The following is a 19,965-nucleotide window of genomic DNA, read 5'->3' on the forward strand; positions in this document are numbered from 1 at the left end:
GGACCAAAAGATAATGCCGGAGGCGACGACGAAAACCGCTTTGTCGGGCGGGCGCTCCCCGGTTTTCGCACAAGAGGGAATGGTGGCCACGAGCCAGCCTCTTGCCGCCATGGCCGGGTTGCAGGTGCTCCGCGAGGGCGGAAATGCGGTGGACGCCGCCATAGCGTCTGCGGCGGCGCTCAATGTGGTCGAGCCGCAATCCACCGGAATCGGCGGCGATATGTTCATGATTTACTGGGATAACAGCGAAAAGCGGCTTGTTGGTCTGAACGGCAGTGGCCGAGCGCCCCGTGCCGCTACGCTGGAGCGCTACCGGAGCGAGGGATTTGACGAGGTTCCTCCGACGGGAATTTTCGCCGCGACCGTACCAGGTGCATTCGATGGTTGGTGCTCGGCGCTTGAGCGGTATGGCAGCGGTGGTAAATCCATGGCGCAATTGCTGGCCCCGGCGATCCATTATGCCGAGCGGGGCTATCCTGTAACGCCCGTAATCGGGAATGCCTGGCGATTGCAGGAGGAGAAGCTTGCGTCTTTTGAGGCCTCGGCGCGGACCTATCTTCCGGGCGGCAGGGCACCGAGGGTGGGCGAGGTGTTTCGCAATCCGAATTTGGCGGCGACGTTTCGCTTGCTGGGCGACGGCGGCAGGGAGGTTTTTTACGATGGCCCGGTGGCAAAAGCGATAGTTGAGGCCTCGCGCGAGCTGGGCGGTGTGTTTGAGATGGAGGATTTTGCAGACACAAGGTGCAACTGGGTCGAGCCGATAAAAACCGAGTATCGGGGCTATGAGCTTTGTGAGATTCCGCCAAGCGGGCAAGGGCTCACGGCGCTGATTTGCCTGAATATACTTGAGGGCTATTCGCTCTCAGAGATGAGTTACGGCTCGGCGGACCACTACCATATTTTGATCGAGGCGATGAAACTCTCATTTGCCGACAGGGCTAAATACATTGCCGACATGGATCATGTCGAAGTGCCGCTCGATGGATTGCTCTCTAAAGAATACGCTCGGGGCAGGCAGGGCGAGATTGACCCGATCAAAGCGCTGGACCACGCGGCGGGGGTCCCCCTCGGTGCAAGCGACACGATCTACCTCACCACGGCTGATAAAGATGGCAACATGTGCTCGTTTATCAACAGTCTTTTTCATCATTTCGGATCGGGTGTAACGGCAGGCGATACTGGCATTATGCTCCAGAGCCGGGGGGTGGGTTTTTCTCTTGAAGCGGATCATCGCAATTGTATTGCGCCAGGCAAGCGCCCCTTCCACACGATTATCCCAGGCTTTGTGATGCGAGACGGCGAGCCGTGGATGAGCTATGGCATCATGGGTGGCGACATGCAGCCCCAGGGCCATGTCCAGGTGCTATCGAACATGGTCGATTTCGGCATGAATATTCAAGAGGCCATCGAGGCGCCCAGGTTCCGTGTTCTTGGTGGCCTTGACGTCGCCATCGAGTATGGCGTGCCGGATGAAGTTTTCGATGAGCTGCGATCAAGAGGCCATGATGTTGCGCGGGGCGGTGGTTACGAGGGTTTTGGTGGCGGGCAGGGAATTGTTCGTCTGCCCGAGGGCGTGTACATGGCAGGCTCGGATCAGCGGCGCGACGGTTGTGCCGTGGGATTTTAGGCGACATGAAGCTTCACGGCATTTAATCGGTCCAGGTGTTTGTAGAAGAGATTCAACAGGAGAATGCCCCTTGTTTAGGCGCTCGAAAGTCAGGCGCTCTATATTTGGTTTGTTTTTTTTCGCGGCCCTTGCCCTCGCGATGGTTGGCAACGCTTTTGCTGCCGAGAAAAGCTGTGTCGCGCGGATAGCAAAAAGCGAATCCGGCTGGCAACTTGTTTCCAAGGGTATGGAAGTCAGAAAAATTCGGATTCTTCTCGATGATGATCAATCGGCCGGTATGACGGCAGTTCGCATCGATCCCCAATTGTTCAATATTCGGCTCAGATGGCAGACGCATGGCCGATTCCCTACCGCCACGGCGCGTCAGATCGCCAGGCTCACAAAAGCTGCGGTGGTGGTAAATGCGGGTTATTTCGATGAAAATGGCCGCCCGCTCGGATATTTCCGTTCGGAAAAAAAATTATTTAACAGCCGTCTGCTCTTTCGAGGACGAAAGCGGGCTTTGCATCTAGGCGTCGTGTTTTATGTAATGAAAAATTCAGGGAAGGTCGGCATGGCCACTCGTGAGGATTTTGACTCACGTGGTGTCCGCGAGGCATTTCAGGCAGGTCCCTATCTGGTTCGAGATGGGCGACCCGATCCCGGCCTGGACGCTTACCGTGAATTTCGCCGAGCGGATCGGCGCACCGTTCTGGCCCTTGATAAGCGGGGGCGTCTGATTTTTTTGGTGAGCAAGGAAATCGGACGGGGTATATCCTGGTGCGAGTTACAGAGTTTTCTCCCCCGTTCAAGGGTGGATGGTGGAATGGAAGTGGTTGAGTCGATGAATCTCGACGGCGGTTCAAGTTCCCAGTTATATGTAAAAGGCGATGATCAGACTTTTTATCTGTCGGGTAGGATTGTCCCGGCCCTGCTTCTCGCCATAGCCCGATAGGCGAATATATATATTAGGCTGGCACAGGAGGATTAATTTTGAATCAACAAGTGAGTGACATCATGACCACCAAGGTGGTCAGCATCAGTCTCGATGAGAAGCTTGATTTGGTGGATGAGATTATGACGAGTGGCGATATCCGCCATATGCCGGTTACGCAAGGGGGCGCTGTCGTAGGTCTTTTGAGTCAGCGCGATCTCCTTCGGGCGAAGCTCTCGACGGTGATCGAATTTTCCGAAGAAGATAGGAAAGATCTCCTTGAGGCGACCGATGTTGAAAATGTCATGACGAAAGATGTGAAGTTCGCCGATCCGAAAGAGCCGATTACACACGCGGCCAAGCGGATGCTTGAGATGAAAATTGGGTGCCTCCCCGTTGTCGGAGAGGGGAAGGAACTATTGGGCCTCATCACGGAAACGGATGTCATGCGCTATTTTGTGGAATTTATTGAAAACAACGAATCCTAGGAGCGGAGAAATCTGATGCGGAATATGGAAGGGAAAGTCGCGCTTGTCTCTGCGGGGAGTAAAGGGCTGGGCCGTGCCTCTGCGATGGCGATTGCCAAACGCGGGGCGAACATTGCCCTATGCTCGCGAAATGAAGATGAAGTAGCCGCCACGGCTGCGGAAATTGCGAAAGAGGCGGATGTCGAGACATGGCACTGTGCGGCTGATCTTAGCAAGCTTGAGGATGTCAAAAAATTCGTCGATGGTGCGGTGGCTCATTTTGGTGGCGTCGATGTGCTCGTATCAAACGCGGGCGGCCCGCCTCCAGGCGAGTTCGATGATTTAGAGGATGATGATTGGTATCGCGCTTTTGACTTGAGTGTGATGAGCGCGATTCGCCTTGTAGATAATGTGCTGCCCCACATGAGAGGCCGCGGCTACGGGCGGATACTTTTTATCCTGTCCACTTCGGTGCGCGAGCCCATTGACAATCTTTTGTTGTCGAACGTGATGCGCCCGGCGGTGGCTGGCCTGTCAAAATCGCTGGCGCGTGATCTCGCCAAGGACGGAATTCTTGTTAACGTTGTCGCCCCTGGCACGATTCTCACCGACCGCGTACGTGGGCGCCAGCAGATTACGGCGGACAAAAAAGATATTTCCCTTGATGAGGCTCTGGAGGAAGCTGCCGAGCGAATTCCGCTGGGAAGGCTGGGCGAGCCGAGTGAGTTTGGTGCGATGGTGGGCTTTTTGGCCTCCCCCGAGGCGAGTTATGTCTCTGGAGGATACTATCCGGTGGACGGCGCACGCTTGAAAGGAATCTAAACGCCCGAAAAAAATCTTGTCTGGCCTGCTAACGCCGTTTGAAACGATTGAATCGCCCTGCGGGCTCCGGGGTTGCGGTTGGGGTTGGTTCGGACGGTTTTTCTTCGTCTTCTTTCTTTTTCTGATAAACATTTCGCAGATCGGCGTCCACTTTTCTCTTTCTTAAACGAGATTCCTGGATGGCCTCTTTTTTTTCATAAACAACGAGTTGTTCTCTCAACAGGGTAAAAAAGTTGCCATCTTTTCCGGACAATAATCCGGCAAGGGAGGCAGAAATGTCTGAGGAAATCTCTATGCGCGTTCTTTCGCTTGAAAGGGGGGTGAGAAAAACCGCGTGCCGGCCAAAAGTGCTCAGAGCGACGATTCTTCCCTCGCTGGCTTTTGCCTCCCATAATTCATGGCCATTTTCGTGCATCACACGTACGGCGGCGTGAAAAACAATGTGCGAGGGCTTGTTAATGACCCGGACAATACCGCCGCCCGCCCGGGCCGATTCGACGCGATCAAATCTTGAGCCACACCCGGATATCCCGGCGACAACGATCAGAGAGCATATAATTATGTAAATTCGGCCGCGCATTTTGGCATTTTCCTCTCTTCGGGCAACTTCAATATAGCATAGCCCAGCCGTTGACATTGGAGAATCTGCCCGCCCATACTAGTAGGGTTGGGCAGCCCACCTTTGAATTTTGTTAAGTAAGAATAGAGAAAATCCACATGATGGAAGACATCGTTGTCGAGGGTGCCCGCGAGCATAACCTCAAAAATATTAACCTCCGTCTTCCCCGGGAGCAGTTTATTGTTGTGACTGGTCCCAGTGGATCGGGTAAATCCTCTCTGGCTTTTGATACCATCTACGCCGAGGGCCACCGCCGGTATGTTGAGTCTCTGTCTACTTATGCGAGGCAGTTCCTAGAGCGAGTGGATAAACCCGATGTTGATTTGATCGACGGAATCAGTCCGGCCATCGCCATCGAGCAGTACAACCCGGTTAAACATTCTCGCTCCACAGTGGGAACGGCGTCTGAAATCTACGACTACATCCGCCTCGTGTTTGCCAAGGCAGGGGATATTCATTGTCCTGACTGCGGAAAACCGGTTCATCCCGACACCGTTGATAGCTCTGTTGCCCGTATTCTTAAAGAACATGATAAGGAAAGAGGTTTTGTCATGTTCGCCTTGTCTCCGGTTCCGGCCGATGAGCTCGCGGACAGGTTCTCTGGTCTTCTCGCGCAGGGTTATATCCGGGCGATGGTTGACGGTGAGGTGGTTAAAATCAGCCCGAAACTGGCTGATCAGATTAATGAAATGGGCGGCAAAAAAACTACGCTCTCCCCGAAAGCGGCGACCGGGAGAAAGAAAACCGCGAAGGGGAAAAAAGCCGCTTCAAGTAAATCGAAAAAATTGGCGCCTTCCGAGGAGGCGCCTTTTAAGTTTCCTGTTCCGATCTACATCGTTGTTGACCGCCTCTCATTTAATAAAAAATCCGAAGCAAGGCTCGGCGAGTCGCTTGAAGGGGCTTTTCGGGAGGGCGATGAGCGGGCTTTTGTCCAGGTGGTCGATGGCCCGATGCTCTCGTTAAGCCAGCGCCTAGAGTGTTGCGGTAGAATTTTTGAAGCCCCGCTTCCTTCGACTTTCAGTTTCAACAATCCCCACGGCGCGTGTGTGGAGTGCGGCGGTTTTGGGAATACCCTTGATTTAGATCTTTCCCTCATTATTCCGAACCCAAAGCTCACGCTGGCACAAGGGGCCGTGGAGCCTTGGACCCGGCCCCGCTATCGCCGCTATTTCGGGGGACAACTCCAGCAAGCTGCTGAGAAGGAAGGTCTCGACATCCATCGCTCCTGGAGCGCACTTACTTCAAAACACAAAAAAATGGTTCTAAACGGCTCAAAACATCTGCTTGGGATTTATCCATTTTTCGAGCGGCTTCGAAAGAAGAAATACAAAGTATGGGTGCGCGTGCTGATTCGCCGTTATCAGATGCTGCAGAACTGCGCCACTTGCGATGGAACGCGTATTCGACCGGATGCCCTGTGGGTGCGGGTGGCGGGAAAGAATATCGCAGATCTCTGCGCCATGCCGATTGGCAAGCTACGCGCTTTTATAAAAGAAGTTGAGATGGAGCCTGAGCAGCGAGCCCGCGCCCAGGATGTTCTAAACCAGGTAGATGAGCGGCTGGAGTTTTTACTTCACGTAGGGCTGGACTACCTTACGCTTAATCGTGAAACGCGGACCCTTAGTGGCGGCGAGCACCAGAGAATAAATCTGGCGAACCAGCTTGGTGCTCACCTGACGGGCACCCTTTATATCCTTGATGAGCCGACTATTGGCTTGCATCCAAGAGACAATGCCAAGCTCATAGAAATCTTGAAGGACCTGGTGGACCGTGGCAACACCCTGTTGGTTGTTGAGCATGACCGGGACGTTATCGCCGAGGCGGACTACATCGTAGATTTAGGGCCCGGGGCCGGGGAGCGTGGCGGAGAGGTCATATTCTCAGGCCCTATTGAAGAGCTTTCGAAAAGTGAAGAATCTGTCACCGCGAAATTTATTACGAACGCCCGAAAAGTTTTGCCTCGTCGTCCGAGAGACCGAGTGGATCAATTTGGCCAGAGGGTTTCTCTCTTCGGGGCAAGCGAGAATAATCTAAAAAAAATAGATCTCCATATTCCACTGGGCAAGCTGGTCGCCATCACCGGTGTTTCTGGCTCCGGGAAAAGCACTTTGATACACGACACCCTCTATCCTGCGCTTGCGCGAATCCTTCACGAATCGCAAGAGCCAATTGGCCGCTTCGAGAAGATTCTCGGGTTTGAGAATCTCTCGTCCGTGGTTCTGCTCGATCAGAGTCCCATCGGGAAAAGCCCGCGGAGCAATCCGCTTACATACGTCAAAGTCTACGATCCGGTTCGCCGTCAATTCGCCGAGACGAAAACAGCTAAAAGCTTTGGCTACGGGCCCGGCCATTTTTCATTCAATTCTCCGGGTGGGCGCTGTGATGCCTGTAGCGGTAGCGGACATCAAAAAATTGAAATGCATTTTATGGCAGATATTTTTATTCGCTGCCCTGAGTGCGATGGCAAACGATTCAAGCCAAAAACGCTAGAGGTGCGTTTTAAAGGATTGAACATTCATGAGGTGTTGAATCTGACGGTAGACGAGGGAATTCTGTTTTTTGATCATGTGCCATCCATCATGAACAAGTTGATGGTGCTTCGTGATGTGGGTCTGTCCTATTTGCGGATTGGCCAACCGGTGAACACCCTTTCGGGGGGCGAGGCGCAGCGTCTCAAAATCGCGGGGCAACTGGTTGCCAAGCCGCCTCGGAATGTTCTCTACCTGATGGACGAGCCGACGACTGGTCTTCATTTTCAGGATGTTGAACGCCTCCTGGAGGTTCTGCATCGGCTTGTGGCCTTGGGGAACACTGTACTCGTCATCGAACATCATTTGGACATGATTCTAGCGGCGGATTGGGTGATCGATTTGGGCCCCGAAGGGGGAGATAAAGGCGGGCGGATCGTCATTGAGGGAAGGCCCGAGGAGGTGGCCCGGTCGAAAAAATCGCATACCGGGGAATACCTCAAAGACTACATGGAACAGCAACAGGCCCCATAATTTTTTAAAGAATTACGATGAGGCACCGTCGCCGTATTTTTCTTATGGATATTGTGCCTATATTTTTCGTGGATTTTGATTCACGACGCAAGGAGGTTGAGACGACATGGCGAATGAAACCATTACGCGAACCGTGCGGGCGGATTGGAAAGGCTCTTTACGTGCAGAAATTCATGCCAGGGAATGCCCGCCATTTTTCTCTGATGAGCCGGTGGGACGCGGCGGTTTGTTTGAGCACCCGACGCCGTCTGAGTATCTTCTTTCGAGTCTTTCGGGTTGCAGTGTTGCACATGTCGAAATGTTCACGCGAGAAATTGGCATGCCCTTTGATGACTGTCATGTAGTGGCTGGCATCACGATGGCGCGTCTTGCGCCTGGTGACACGGCGGGTCCAAAAGGTGGTATATTGGGCCTTGAACTCGACATTACAGTTATTTCATCCGGAACCGAGGATGAGCTTGAGCGTGTGAAAGCCCTCTTTCGCGCCGGGTGCATCATGTACCTGTTCATGAAAAGTGCCGTTCCTGTCGAGGATAGGTGGACGCTCGTGCAACAGGGATAAAAGATTATCCTTTGTTTCAATAAAGGAATTTGTCTCATCGGACTCGAAAACACGCATCTATTAGGAATGTTTTTCGCGATGCTCGCGCTCTTTGCCTGGGCCGCACTTTCATTCTGTGTTCGTAGCGCCATGCGTGATGCGCCACTGCTCCGTACAACCGCCACGATAACCACCACAAACGCGTTGTTCATGATCCCTGTCGCCTTTTCCATCATGCCGCTTTCGGCGTTTCGGCCCGAGCGGAGCGAGACGATTTACTACATCGTGGCGCTCGGGTTGTGCATGATTGCCGCCTCTCGACTGACTTATTATTTCGCGATACGCCGAATTGGTCCCAGCCGGGCGCTTCCGGTGGCGACGAGTACGCCGATCATCACCGCCTTCATCGCAGCCGCCTGGGTGGGGGAGCCGGTAACGCTTCGATTGGTCTTTGGTTTGATCCTGCTGGCGGGAGGCATCAATTTCGCCATGCGTGCCGAGCCTGCGCAGGATTCCAATCTGCCGACCACCTCGCGCGATCGCACCTTGGGGTGGATTGCGGCGGGGGTAACGGTATGCATCTGGAGCATCTCGGGTGTGACGATGAAGGTCATCGCCTCAGATGTTCCGCCGCTGGCCGCCGCTGCGATGATTATATGGTCTGGGGTATTTTTTACCTGGATGATCGCATTTTTGGGTTCTAAATCAGAGGCCGGATTAAAAGTGCCAAAAGCCAGCTGGCCATGGATTACCGCCTCGGCTGTTTGTCAGACGGTGGCGGTGCCCTCTTTTGTCAGCGCGATGCACTACACTTTCGCGGTGAACGCCTCGTCCATCACCGCTGTTCAGCCGCTGCTCGCCCTGCTTGTGGCGCATTTTTTCATCAAAGAGGCCGAGAATATTACCTGGGGACTCGTTGTCGGTGCTGTCATGACGGTGTGCGGAACATTGGTGGTGTTGCTCTTGGCTTGAGTGGAGAGTGGCGGCGCGAATAAGGCCTTAAGGGTTTTCGATTTCACAATTGTGGTCAGACGTTGGCAGTATGATGCGAAAGTAATTTTAGATTTTTTGGGGTTGAGTTTCGTGGCCCGATCTCAGATTTTTCCTTCCATGGATTTTCCCGAAACTAGCGAACCCTCGCCAAAGCGGTCGCGTAGTCGATCCACAGTTTCGGTCAGGCGGGTGTCGCGCTCACTCTCCTCCACAAACAACTCAGGCTGCTGGTTGGCGGAGGCCAATCCTCCGAGGTAGACACCAATGAGGCGTACTTTTCTTCCCTTAGATTTTTCCTGTAGCGCTCGGGTGAGAAGCCTCCGGGCCGCCTCGAATAGGGGCCTGTCGATGGCCGTTGGCGGCTCCATTCGTGCGGCGAGGGTGTTGGTGTCAAAATCCTCGAAGCGAATTTTGAGGGTGACGCCCTTGGCCGTCATATTTTTCCGGCGCAGACGGCTCGCCGCCTGTGCTGTGAGGCGGGATAGCGTAGCCTCCAGATGATTGGGGTCGCCTTGGTCCTCTGAAAAGGTGGTTTCCTTGCCCACGCTCTTTTGTTTGGTTTCAATTTCTATCTCAATGCTTCCCTGCCCTCGTGCTTTTCGGTAAAGCTCCGTGCCCCAGTTTTTGAAGTTTGCCTCCAGGACCGAGAGTGGCAGGTGGGCGATGTCACCAATCGTGCGCATACCCATCCCCCGGAGCCGGGCGGCGGTGACTTTCCCTACGCCGGGCAGGGTATCGATAGAAAGCGGTGCGAGGATGGCCGCCTCCATCCCTGGCAGGATGTGGAGTATTCCGGCTGGTTTTGAAAGTACCGAGGAGACCTTGGCCATGAGCCGGTTTGAGGCGACGCCCACCGAGGCGGAAAAGCCGAGCTCATTCATAACGGCATTTCTCATTTTTGTGGCGGCGACGAAGGGTGGGCCGTGCAGACGCTCGGTCCCGGTCAGGTCGAGGTAGGCCTCGTCAACCGATACGGCTTGGAGCGTGGGTGTGAAAGTTCTAAGAAGGGCCATTACCTGACCGGAGGCGGCAGAATATTTTGTATGGCTGGCGGGAATGTAAACAGCGTTTGGGCACAGACGCCGCGCTCGTGTCATCGGCATGGCAGAATGAACGCCCAGGCGGCGCGCCTCGTAGGAGGCAGCCGCTACAACGCCACGGTTGCCTGTGCCGCCGACGATGACCTGCCTGCCCACAAGGGAGGGGTCGTCCCGGCGCTCGACCGCCACGAAGAAGGCGTCCATATCCACATGGGCGATGACGCGCTGCGCCTCATCGGGATTCTTCGAGGTGACCGGAGAGGCGCATTCATCTGTCATGGCGAGGCCCTGTGATGAATTTCGTGTTTAATACTTTCTGAGCACACCCACGACAACGCCCTGAATCCTGAATTCGCCATCTCGCACCATGATTGGCTCCATCGAGGAATTCGCCGGCTGGAGGCGAATGTGATCGCCTTCGCGGTAAAATCTCTTCAAGGTGGCACTCTCGCCCTCGAGCAGAGCGACGACGGTCTCGCCGTTGCTCGCTGTATCGCGCTGCTCGATGATGACGTAGTCGCCGTCGTCGATGTGATCCTCAATCATCGATTTTCCCTTGACCTTGAGCACATACAGGCTACTGTCGTCCGAGGACCAGGGAAGCGGAATGGTTTCGTTGTCCTGCACCGCCTCAAGAGGAACACCAGCGGCGATCATGCCCCGGAGGGGAAGTTCAATGGGGCCGCTCTTTTCCTTGCCCACGGTATCTGCGTTCGGCACGAGTTCAATCGCCCGGCTGCGGTTCCAACTTCTTTTGATAAGTCCCTTCGAGGCGATGTTTTGAAGGTGTTTGTGCACGGTGGCAGGCGAGGTGAGTTTGAAGTGCGCCCCAATCTCGGCGATGCTCGGTGCATACCCCTTGTCCTTGATGAACTCCTGGATAAACTCAAAAATCTGACGCTGTCTACGAGTTAAAAACATGGCAAAGCCTCCTTGTGCTGCCCGTTATCAGGGAGCGGTGCTGCTATCAAACGCCCACGAAGTGACGGATTCAACGTGAGCGGTATTCGGGAACATGGGGGCGATGAATGCAGCCTCCATGCGGTAGCCTGCATCGGATAATTCCCGGGCATCGCGGGCAAAAGTCGCCGGGTTGCACGAGACATAAACGATTCGGTTGGGCTTTAAAGCGACTGCGAGCGGTATCGTCTCAAGGGCGCCTGGGCGCGGTGGATCGAGTAGCACGAGGTCGGGCTTGCCGCCGAGAGCGTCCTCGATGGTGTTTGCCTCGACTCGTCCTGCCTCGCTCTTGATGAAGTGAGTATTTTTCAGACCGGCTTGTTTTGCATTTACCTCTGCGTCTTTGACGGCGAACTGATTGGATTCGACCCCGACGATTCGCGCCGCCTTCTCAGCAAGGGGTACCGCGAAGTTTCCCGCCCCGCAGAATAGATCTACCGCTCGCCCGCCCTCGGGCAGCGCCGCCATTTCTAAAACAGCCCGCACGATCGATTCGTTAACCCGCCGGTTGGGTTGAAGAAATGCTTCGGGCGAGACCTGAAGGATAGCCGTTTCATTAGTGGATGTTTTCAATTCGTAAGAAGATTTCCATGAAGGTGGCTCGGCAGGTTTTCTGCCCCCGGCGGCGGCAAGAGGCCAGCCATTTTTTTCGCTGAACACCTCCCAGGCGCGCCGGGTCTTTTTTGAAATTGTGCCATGGCCATTGTCGTGCCAACCGATTGGATAGAGAAAAAGCCCGGCCCCTTTATCGGGTTTATCGCCCAGCGATGATATCTCCACAGCCTCAAGCACTCTTGCGGCTCGCTCAAGCTTGAGAAACTCTCGAATCTCCGCGAAGGCGGCTCGAATTGATTCCTCGACCAGCAGGCAACCCTCGATGGGTATTAGCTTCCTGGTGCCTGGCGCAAAAAAACCAATTCTCCCGTGCTTGATCTGAAAGCGCGCTCGCATGCGGTAGGCAAACTCTGGCGCACTCGCCGCGATTATTTCTGGCTCGATGTCGATATCTATCTTTCCGATGCGGGCCACGGCATCAAGAAAAATCTGTTTCTTGGATTCGGCCTGGGCCTCGGGGGTCATTTGCTGAAGCGGGCATCCGCCGCACGAGGCCCAGTGTGGGCAGGGGGGCTCTCGTCTGGAGGCGCCGGGGGATTCAATTTCCTCGATTTCGCCTCGGAGAAAACGACCCTTGTCCTCGGAAATGCGGAAACGAACCGAATCGCCAGGTACGGTGCGCGGAATGAAGACCACCCGTCCCTCAAGACGAGCCACGCCTGCCCCGCCTGTGGCGATAGAATCGATTTCGGCCCGATGCACGGCTCCTGTGCCGGGCTGCAATGTGGCAACGCTACTCATGGCGACATGGCCCCAAATAAACATCGAATAGAATACAGCCTTAATACAAACAAATACCGAACATGCTTGTCAAGTGCTGTTTAGTATTAAGACAATGCTGTATTAATACTGTTTTAATATGGATGTTGATTGTCTTTAAATTTATTTGACTGTTATTGTCTTTTTTTAAATTTTTAAATTGGAATCTTTTTTCGGGTGAATGCGCTAGAGATTATGTGCGTCTACTCGTTTTTTTGTTCTATCTTTGAGTTCCGTACTATAGGGAAAGGGGACCTTTCGAATGAGAAAACTTTCTTTGCCTGTATTTGGTTTAATTATTTGTATTTCTGTTGTCGTGACTAGAGGGGTTGCCTCGGCGGAAACGCTTCTTGAGCGTGGAAAGTATCTGATGAGCGGTGTTGTCGCTTGCGGAAATTGCCACACGAATAATGGTCCCTGGGGAAAGCCTGTCCCGGGTAAAGAGCTGTCTGGCGGCCACAAGTGGGATGAGCCGCCATTTACCGTGTATGCGGCTAACATCACTCCCGATAAAGAGACGGGAATCGGCGCCTGGACGGATAAGCAACTTTTCGCCGCTATTCGGGAGGGAAAGCGCCCGGATGGCAGCTTAATCGGACCCCCAATGCCAGGTGGTCTTTACGCCAAAATTTCTGACAGAGATCTTCGCGCCATTATCGCCTATCTCCGGCAGGTCAAACCCGTGAAGAACAATGTGCCGAGAGGAAAATATCGGATACCACTTCCCCCCGCGTGGGGTCCGAATAAAAGCGTTCCCGAGGTATCTCGTACGGATAAGGTGAAATATGGCGAATATCTCGCCGGGCCGCTTGGCCATTGTGTCGAGTGCCACACGCCGATGGTGAAGGGCCGCCGCGATTTTAAAAATCAGCTTGGCGCGGGCGGTTTTGTTCTTAATGGCCCGATGGGCGCTCCTGTTTCGGCCAATATCACACCCGACCCGGAAACGGGAATTGGTAAATGGTCGGATCGTCAGATCAAAGTCGCGATCACGACTGGCTACCGCGCGAGCGGCGAGAAAATGTATCCGCCGATGGCGTATCATTATTATGCAAACATTAAACCGGACGATCTGGATGCCATCGTGGCGTATCTTCGCTCTCTAAAGCCTGTTAAGAAATTAAGGAAGATGCGTTTGATTCCAAATAAAAAATAAAGGTATTTTAATGAGCGCTCAGGCCCCCGAGATTCCGCCCGAACTTGCCGAGCGTGTGCTGGAAAAATTGGGGCTCTCCGCTCCACCGGGTGCGGACCTGGCCGGGCGCACGGCTATCCTTGTTGACGAGATGGGTGTGTCCGAGGAAACGGCCGCCGCGATTTCTCTCATTGCGGGCAAATAGAAATTTATTGCAGGCCGGGCTGAAAAATGGCGACAAGCTCCACCGGGCCGTCCGTTGTGGTTGAGCTTCTGTGCTCGGTTCCCTTGGGCATGAAGATGAACTCGCCCGCCTTGAAGCGTAGTTCCTCGTCTCGAAGTTCGTAGCGGCCCTCGCCAGCGACACAAAAAATTACTTCATCGACCTCGTGATGATGCCAGTCGTGGGATTTTCCCGGAGTGATTTGCGATCGGAAAACCGTGATGTTTGTTTCGTTTGCGGCCCGGGTGATGATGGTTTTATGGGTGGCCCCTCCGTCGATTTCATCGTCGGGCACCTCATCCGTGTGGATGACACAGGCTTTTCTCTTTGTTGGATCATTCATGGGATTCCTCCTGGAAAAGTTTTCGCTAATTAAGTGAATTTTGTCGGAATTAACAATTGCAGGATGAGTCATATCGGGAATGATTGTCAAAAGGCGTGAATGGAATTTTGCTCTCTGCCATGAAAAATACTTGGCTCTCTTACCCGTTAAATTGCTATAGTGCCGGAGTCGTTTTTATGGAAGTGGCCTTCCTTGATGTGAAATTACCCAGAAAATATGGAGAGCAAGGCATGTATATCGTAATGAACTGTTTCCAGGTGGCCGAAGGCAAAGGAGATGACTTCGAGGAAATATGGCGGACGAGAGATTCTTATCTCGATGAAGTTGATGGTTTTCGCGAGTTTCATCTTCTTCGTGGCGATGGCGGCGATTATATCAGCCACACCATTTGGGATAGTAAAGAGGCTTTTGAGGCCTGGGTTGGCAGCGAGTCGTTCCACAAGGCCCATGCGCGCTCGGCCGAGACACCGCCTGAAATTTTCAGCGGCCCGTCTAAACTGGGCATGTATGATGTGTTGATGGAGAAAATCGTTAAGCGCTAAATTTCGATTCGCTGGCCGTCGTGGGCAATCTCGAAGGGCGATTTGCCTGCGGCGGCGAGCTGACGCACCTCATCGCCCATATGGGTTAGCAAAAGGCGCTTGGTGTTGAGACGATCCGATTTTAGCTTTAACTCACTTATTGATGTGTGGAACGGAATTTTTTTCTCTCCGGAATAGCATTCCATAAAAAACAAATCTGTTTCTTCGGCCAGCTCGGGTAGGTTGTCGTTCCATTCGGTGTCGCCGCTAAAGCCAATTGTTCTGTTTTTCCAACTAACTCGGTATCCGTAAGGGATCCCTTTTTTCATGTGAATGACCCGTTTCGGTAGAATGGAGATGCCGCATATCTGTGTTTCGATTCCCTCTGCAAGCTCAATATATTCCATCTCGAATCGCCTCTTCATGAGCTCGGCGGTCTCACCATAGCTGGCCCGAAATATTTCTTCGCATTTTTCTTCTGTGCCCGGCGGCCCGGCGACCGTAAGCGGCCGCTCTCGTCTGACGTTGAACTGATAGTTCAGGTAAAGAAACGCTATGCCCGCGATGTGGTCGCCGTGGTGATGTGTTAATAACACCAGATCGATTTTACTCAAGTCAAAGGCCATGCCGTGAAGCATCGGGACGGCGGTGGGTCCGCAGTCGATTAGCGCGGCGCGACATTCGCCGAAGTTTTTCTCAAGTGGCTCGATGAGATAGCAACTATTCGGGTGGCCGCCCGAGGAGAATGCGTCGCCGGTTCCGAGGACTGTGAGGGCAAGTGCCGGGGCGGTCGTCATAATTTTACCGAGAGGACACAGTAAAGCGACGGTGGAATGTCGCGATCTTTTTTGGTGGGGTGTGCTCGTACTAAGGAAATGCTAGGCGTCTTCTTCGCTGGGGATAAGGTCCTCGCCCTTGAGAAGCTCACCTTCCATCTCTTCGAGGATTTCACCAATATCGGATAAAGACAGATTCAGCAATTTCACAATATCCCGGTTGAGAACAGGTATTCCCGTGTCGCCGCCATTTCCGAAGTCGAGTGATCGCACAAGAATATCCGCCATGTGAACAACGGCGGTCGCCTCGGGGGCGTTTCTGGCCAGGTTTGGTTGGTGGTGCATGGTAATCGGATCTCTGAGGTTCGGCGGAAGGTTCCATTTCTCACAAAGCCACTCGCCCACCTTTGTATGATTGAAGCCGAGAACTTCATTTTCGGCATCGATGAAGAGAGTCTGATCGGCGTTGACCTTTTCCATCACATCATCGAAGTGCTCGGGTCCCTCTACCTTGAGCGCCACCTTGCCGATGTCATGTAAAAGACCGGCGACGATTATTTCCTCGGCGTCTGCGAGATTGATTCTGCGGGATATGATACCGGACGCCAGCGAAACGCCGAGAGAGTGTTTCCACAGGTTCAGCATTTCTGTTGCCATGATGTCGAAGACCGATGCCGTGAGGACCAGCCCCTTTACGGCGTTAAAGCCTAGAAGGACAAGGGCATGCGTAACGGTAGAAATTTTTCCGGGAAATCCAAAAAACGCTGAGTTAATAAGCCGAAGCACCTTGGCGGAGAGTACCTGGTCCGCCTGTATCATTTCCCCCACCTGGGCGGTGCTGATAGTGGGGCTCTCCACCATCGAGGAAAGCTTGGATACAACGCCGGGAAGCGTGGGTAAATTTTCCAGCGCCTCGACTTTGTGCTTGAAAATGGAAGAATCAATTGCCACGGGTGGACCTCACATTTATCTGAAAAAAATTAACCCTAAGCCTCTGATGGTTCTTCCTCGGAGGCATTTAACGCCTCCATCCGGGCTTTTTCGTCGGCTAATTCTTCGTGTTTTTTCTTGATATGTTTCTGGACCACCATTTTTAGCGCGGCCATAAGTTTGTTGTCCATGACCGAACGATATCTGTGGTCGAGATCGGCCAGATCTTCCTCTAATGTTTTAACCGGTTTTCCGTCGTCAACGGGGTGGCCTTCCACGGTGACATGCGTGATGTCGAGTCTTTCGAGTCGCATGATCAAGGCATCTGTCAGTGCGGTTCCTTTGGCGCATAAAACCTGGCCCGAGGAATTCTCGACGGGCTGGGCGATCACCATGTCCAGAGTGGCCTGCTCGACTTTGATTCGCTGCATCCGGAAAAAACTCCTGCTAAAAAAATATAGGCCCACGCCGGCAAAGTTGGCTGGAATCCTTTTCAATATACAGGTTTATGAGCCAATACTCGACGAATTTCGAAGCTTTTTAAGGGTGTAACAGAGTCCTATGGGGTGTCAAGGTCACTTTCGATACAAGGGGGCCTTAGAAAGAAGATATTCTGATTTAAAGGAGATCGTTTTCCGGGCCGATATCTGATTAAGTATCTTGCTTGTGACAATTTCTGAGTGATAGTCTGACTGTGTTTGTTATGTCTGTGGGTGATTTAGCCTTTGATTGCCGTGTTTTTGTTTATTTTTCACTTGCTCTGCAAGGTTGTTTTGAGGTTTTTTTAGATGAGCCGATTTTTCCTTGCCATGGTTGTGGTAATTTCATTTTCCTTGGTGGCGCAGGGATTTGTCTCGGCAGCCTCTGTCCCGAACGATAGTGAAATGCGCCAGGTTCAAGTGAGGAATGTTGTTCTGGACTCTCAGAGCAATCAACCGGTTGTCGTTCTCAAGGAAAAGGACAATGGCAAACTTCTTCCCATATGGATTGGTCCGGCCGAGGCGCAGGCCATTATCATCCAGTTGCGAGGCATCACACCGCCAAGACCGATGACGCATGACTTGCTGCGAAATGTCATTGGTGGTTTCAAAGCCAAAGTTGTTCGAATCATCATCACAGAGCTAAAGGGCGGAACATTTTACGCCCATATCGAGATGCAATCGGATGGGCGCAAGTTTTCGATAGACAGCCGCCCCTCTGACGCCATTGCCCTGGCGTTGAGGGTCAAGGCGCCTATTTTTGCCAAGGCCCAGGTGTTGCGCGATGGTGTTGTTAATTTTCAGCCGATGAAACTGACACATCGAAGTCGTCTGGGGGTCGTTCTTCAATTGATGACACCGTCTCTTGCCCGTTATTTTGGCGGTGGCATCTCGGATGGTCTTCTTGTTTCTCAGGTAGCGCCAGGCAAGCTTGCGGAAAAATCGGGCCTGCGCCGGGGCGATGTTATTTCTCTTGTAGAGGGCAAAAAGATTTCCTCTGTGGAATCTTTTGAAAAAGAATTTATTAAAAAATCAGACGGGCTGAATATTTTTGTTAAGAGAAACCCAGAGAGCCAAGGCATTCGAATGCGCCTGATTACGGCCAATAATGAAAGTGTGGCGATAAAAAAATGAATATTCTTTTTTTGTGTACAGGAAACCTTTGTCGCTCACCGATGGCAGAGGCATTGCTGAAAAAATTTGCTTCGCGCGATGGCCTGCGTGAATTGCATGCCAAGTCGGCGGGAACACACGCTTTTGCGGGAAGTAAATCGCCCGCCGAGGCGCAGGAGGTGGCGAGTTTGGTCGGCCTTGATCTAGTAACCCATGTGGCACAGCCCCTTGCTAGCGAACTTGTCGAATGGGCGGATCAGATAGCCGTAATGTCACCCGAGCATGCGGACTTCATTGAGATGAATTATCCTGAAGGAATCGATAAGGTCGTTGAGCTGGTGAAGTACCGACCCGGAGGAAAGCCCGGAGATACCATCAAGGATCCTTACGGGATGAAGCTTTTTCACTACAGGCAGTATTTTGGCGAACTGATGGAAGCGCTTCAGGGTTATTATGTGCAACTCAAAGACGCCCATTCTAAGTTCAGATAAAAGAGAATTTTCATGAGCGGAACCCAGGTGGGGCCGAATGATGCGCTGGTGGTGGTCGATCTTCAAAATGACTTTTGCCCCGGTGGCTCTCTCGCCGTGCCCGAAGGCGATCTCATTGTGCCGCTGGTGAATCGAATACTTGCTTTGCCGGGGCTCGTTAAGGTGGCTACGCGCGACTGGCATCCTGCGGATCATGTTTCTTTTAAAGAGCAGGGCGGAATCTGGCCGCCGCATTGTGTGGTGGATACTCAAGGGGCACAGTTTCAACCCCAGATGGATGAAGCGCTTGTCGATTTTGTGGTGTCGAAAGGTAATCGAAGGGAAGTTGATGCCTATTCGGGATTTGACGGTACATTGCTTGCTGCCGACTTGAAAACGAAAGATGTCCGACGGATATTCGTATGCGGCCTGGCAACTGATTATTGTGTCAAAGCCACGGCGCTCGATGGCCGGGCGCAAGGTCTTGAAGTTGTGGTTCTTCAGGATACAATCCGGGCGGTGGATGTTAAGCCTGGTGACGGCGAGCGGGCGATTGATGAAATGCGCGGCGCAGGCTGTGAATTTATAAACTCATTGGAAATCTCCGGTTAAAGGAGCATTGCTGTGCCTTTTGTGCGCGTTCAGGTTCCCTCAAGTACGACCAATCTTGGCCCGGGTTTTGATGCGCTCGGAGTTGCGCTCAACCTTTACAACCGTGTTGAATTAGACGAGCTTCCCTGGGGGCTTTCGATTCATGTTGAAGGAGAGGGTGCGGATGTCATCCCTCTCGATGAAACAAATATATCCGTCGAAGCTGTGAAGCGGGTCTATAAAAAAGCGGGTCGCACCTTGCCGGGCTTATGGATGAAGCAGCGCAACCATATTCCATTGGCGAGAGGGTTGGGCAGCAGTTCGGCTGCTCTGGTCGGTGGGCTTGTCGGGGCGAATTTGTTGTTGGGCAATCCACTTTCGATGGATGAGCTGGTGCAGTTGGGTGTGGAGATGGAAGGGCATCCGGATAATGTGGTGCCAGCGCTCGTTGGCGGATTCTGCATTTCAGCAATCAACGAAGACGGCAATACGCTCTACACGCGTGCGCCGGTTGTTGACCGATACCGGTGGGTGATTGTGGTTCCAGATTTTGAGGTCAGCACCAAAGAAGCTCGCAAGAAACTTCCCGAGCAGATTTCCCTTGCCGACGGCATCTATAATGTTCAACGCGTAGGTATGCTGATGGCGGCGTTTGCATATGGGCAAAATGAAAAGTTTCGAGAATCCATGCAGGATAAATTTCATCAGCCTTATCGGAAAGAGCTAATGGGGCCTCTCGACGAGGTGTTTGCCGCGGCCTACGAGGTGGGCGCGATGGGGGCCTGCATCAGCGGGGCCGGGCCCTGCGTTTTGGCCATATGCGATGAAAATGCGGGAAAGGTTGGACTCGCCATGCGTGAAGTTTACCGCAATCACGGAATCGGCACGAAAATGCACGTACTTAGAATTGCCTCGCTGGGTGCCCACGCAGTTGATGAGTTAGGAGATGACCTTGCAACTGCAGTCTGATTTTTCGTCCAGGTTGATCTTCTTTGAATAGGACTACCGCAGGTGCTCTGTCTGTGG

At 53.0% G+C, this 19,965-nt stretch carries 22 protein-coding genes; 14 read left to right on the forward strand and 8 right to left on the reverse strand.

Annotated features, from left to right (window positions below):
• Positions 1–13 precede the first annotated feature (13 nt).
• The 4 genes from ggt to HOJ95_10545 all read left to right on the forward strand — a co-directional run bounded on the left by ggt (position 14) and on the right by HOJ95_10545 (position 3,829).
• Positions 14–1,627, forward strand: a complete 1,614-nt coding sequence (gene ggt / locus HOJ95_10530; protein ID MBT6395132.1) for a gamma-glutamyltransferase — start codon at positions 14–16, stop codon at positions 1,625–1,627.
• Between the two features lie 70 nt (positions 1,628–1,697).
• Positions 1,698–2,561: a phosphodiester glycosidase family protein gene (locus tag HOJ95_10535; GenBank protein MBT6395133.1), complete on the forward strand. Its 864-nt coding sequence runs from the start codon at positions 1,698–1,700 to the stop codon at positions 2,559–2,561.
• A 38-nt stretch (positions 2,562–2,599) separates the two neighbouring features.
• Positions 2,600–3,028: a CBS domain-containing protein gene (locus HOJ95_10540; GenBank protein ID MBT6395134.1), complete on the forward strand. Its 429-nt coding sequence runs from the start codon at positions 2,600–2,602 to the stop codon at positions 3,026–3,028.
• A gap of 15 nt (positions 3,029–3,043) precedes the next feature.
• Positions 3,044–3,829: an SDR family oxidoreductase gene (locus tag HOJ95_10545; protein ID MBT6395135.1), complete on the forward strand. Its 786-nt coding sequence runs from the start codon at positions 3,044–3,046 to the stop codon at positions 3,827–3,829.
• Positions 3,830–3,857: 28 nt separating this feature from the next.
• On the opposite strand, the gene HOJ95_10550 is transcribed toward HOJ95_10545, so the two are convergent.
• A complete protein-coding gene (locus HOJ95_10550; protein MBT6395136.1) occupies positions 3,858–4,409 on the reverse strand; it encodes a hypothetical protein in 552 nt (183 codons plus the stop codon).
• Positions 4,410–4,546: 137 nt separating this feature from the next.
• On the opposite strand from HOJ95_10550, the gene uvrA reads away from it, so the two are divergent.
• From uvrA to HOJ95_10565, 3 genes are all read left to right on the forward strand, one after another.
• Positions 4,547–7,450, forward strand: coding sequence for an excinuclease ABC subunit UvrA (gene uvrA / locus HOJ95_10555; protein ID MBT6395137.1), 2,904 nt, complete (start codon positions 4,547–4,549; stop codon positions 7,448–7,450).
• Positions 7,451–7,556: 106 nt separating this feature from the next.
• Positions 7,557–8,012 (forward strand): OsmC family protein, encoded by a 456-nt coding sequence (locus HOJ95_10560; protein ID MBT6395138.1) that lies wholly within the window; start codon positions 7,557–7,559, stop codon positions 8,010–8,012.
• 78 nt (positions 8,013–8,090) lie between these two features.
• Complete coding sequence (locus HOJ95_10565) at positions 8,091–8,963, forward strand: DMT family transporter (GenBank protein ID MBT6395139.1); 873 nt, start codon at positions 8,091–8,093, stop codon at positions 8,961–8,963.
• Between the two features lie 122 nt (positions 8,964–9,085).
• On the opposite strand, the gene dinB is transcribed toward HOJ95_10565, so the two are convergent.
• The 3 genes from dinB to HOJ95_10580 are packed head-to-tail and all read right to left on the reverse strand — an operon-like array spanning position 9,086 to position 12,340.
• The gene (gene dinB / locus HOJ95_10570) at positions 9,086–10,303 is read right to left on the reverse strand and encodes a DNA polymerase IV (GenBank protein ID MBT6395140.1); all 1,218 of its coding nucleotides are present in this window, start codon (positions 10,301–10,303) and stop codon (positions 9,086–9,088) included.
• Between the two features lie 27 nt (positions 10,304–10,330).
• On the reverse strand, positions 10,331–10,945 hold the full coding sequence (gene lexA, locus HOJ95_10575; GenBank protein ID MBT6395141.1) for a transcriptional repressor LexA: 615 nt from the start codon (positions 10,943–10,945) through the stop codon (positions 10,331–10,333).
• A gap of 27 nt (positions 10,946–10,972) precedes the next feature.
• Entirely contained in the window at positions 10,973–12,340 is a 1,368-nt protein-coding gene (locus tag HOJ95_10580; GenBank protein ID MBT6395142.1) for a class I SAM-dependent RNA methyltransferase, read from the reverse strand.
• Between the two features lie 280 nt (positions 12,341–12,620).
• Here HOJ95_10580 and HOJ95_10585 point away from each other — a divergent pair, with 280 nt between their 5' ends.
• Together HOJ95_10585 and HOJ95_10590 are read left to right on the forward strand one after the other, a co-directional pair.
• Positions 12,621–13,514 carry a c-type cytochrome gene (locus HOJ95_10585; GenBank protein ID MBT6395143.1) on the forward strand — a complete coding sequence of 298 codons (894 nt, stop codon included), beginning with the start codon at positions 12,621–12,623 and terminating at the stop codon, positions 13,512–13,514.
• Between the two features lie 10 nt (positions 13,515–13,524).
• Entirely contained in the window at positions 13,525–13,698 is a 174-nt protein-coding gene (locus HOJ95_10590; GenBank protein ID MBT6395144.1) for a hypothetical protein, read from the forward strand.
• A 4-nt stretch (positions 13,699–13,702) separates the two neighbouring features.
• Here HOJ95_10590 and HOJ95_10595 read toward each other — a convergent pair whose 3' ends face one another.
• The gene (locus HOJ95_10595) at positions 13,703–14,059 is read right to left on the reverse strand and encodes a cupin domain-containing protein (GenBank protein MBT6395145.1); all 357 of its coding nucleotides are present in this window, start codon (positions 14,057–14,059) and stop codon (positions 13,703–13,705) included.
• A gap of 230 nt (positions 14,060–14,289) precedes the next feature.
• Here HOJ95_10595 and HOJ95_10600 point away from each other — a divergent pair, with 230 nt between their 5' ends.
• The gene (locus HOJ95_10600; protein MBT6395146.1) at positions 14,290–14,601 is read left to right on the forward strand and encodes an antibiotic biosynthesis monooxygenase; all 312 of its coding nucleotides are present in this window, start codon (positions 14,290–14,292) and stop codon (positions 14,599–14,601) included.
• Here the strand turns inward: HOJ95_10600 and HOJ95_10605 are convergent.
• The 3 genes from HOJ95_10605 to HOJ95_10615 all read right to left on the reverse strand — a co-directional run bounded on the left by HOJ95_10605 (position 14,598) and on the right by HOJ95_10615 (position 16,717).
• Positions 14,598–15,377, reverse strand: coding sequence for an MBL fold metallo-hydrolase (locus HOJ95_10605; GenBank protein MBT6395147.1), 780 nt, complete (start codon positions 15,375–15,377; stop codon positions 14,598–14,600). The two genes, HOJ95_10600 and HOJ95_10605, sit on opposite strands and share 4 nt — an antisense overlap.
• Before the next feature lie 81 nt (positions 15,378–15,458).
• Positions 15,459–16,307, reverse strand: a complete 849-nt coding sequence (locus tag HOJ95_10610; protein MBT6395148.1) for an HDOD domain-containing protein — start codon at positions 16,305–16,307, stop codon at positions 15,459–15,461.
• 35 nt (positions 16,308–16,342) lie between these two features.
• Positions 16,343–16,717 (reverse strand): hypothetical protein, encoded by a 375-nt coding sequence (locus HOJ95_10615; GenBank protein MBT6395149.1) that lies wholly within the window; start codon positions 16,715–16,717, stop codon positions 16,343–16,345.
• A 357-nt stretch (positions 16,718–17,074) separates the two neighbouring features.
• On the opposite strand from HOJ95_10615, the gene HOJ95_10620 reads away from it, so the two are divergent.
• Genes HOJ95_10620 through HOJ95_10635 form a run of 4 tightly spaced genes read left to right on the forward strand, consistent with a single transcriptional unit; the run spans position 17,075 to position 19,908 of the window.
• Positions 17,075–17,899 carry a PDZ domain-containing protein gene (locus HOJ95_10620; protein MBT6395150.1) on the forward strand — a complete coding sequence of 275 codons (825 nt, stop codon included), beginning with the start codon at positions 17,075–17,077 and terminating at the stop codon, positions 17,897–17,899.
• Positions 17,896–18,369, forward strand: coding sequence for a low molecular weight protein arginine phosphatase (locus HOJ95_10625; GenBank protein MBT6395151.1), 474 nt, complete (start codon positions 17,896–17,898; stop codon positions 18,367–18,369). The genes HOJ95_10620 and HOJ95_10625 overlap by 4 nt, the downstream gene beginning before the upstream one ends.
• Before the next feature lie 12 nt (positions 18,370–18,381).
• Positions 18,382–18,960, forward strand: a complete 579-nt coding sequence (locus tag HOJ95_10630) for a nicotinamidase (protein MBT6395152.1) — start codon at positions 18,382–18,384, stop codon at positions 18,958–18,960.
• A 12-nt stretch (positions 18,961–18,972) separates the two neighbouring features.
• Positions 18,973–19,908 (forward strand): homoserine kinase, encoded by a 936-nt coding sequence (locus tag HOJ95_10635; GenBank protein ID MBT6395153.1) that lies wholly within the window; start codon positions 18,973–18,975, stop codon positions 19,906–19,908.
• Positions 19,909–19,965 lie beyond the last annotated feature (57 nt).

Source organism: Nitrospinaceae bacterium, from assembly GCA_018669005.1.
In the GTDB taxonomy this organism is placed as follows: Bacteria; UBA8248; UBA8248; order UBA8248; family UBA8248; genus UBA8248.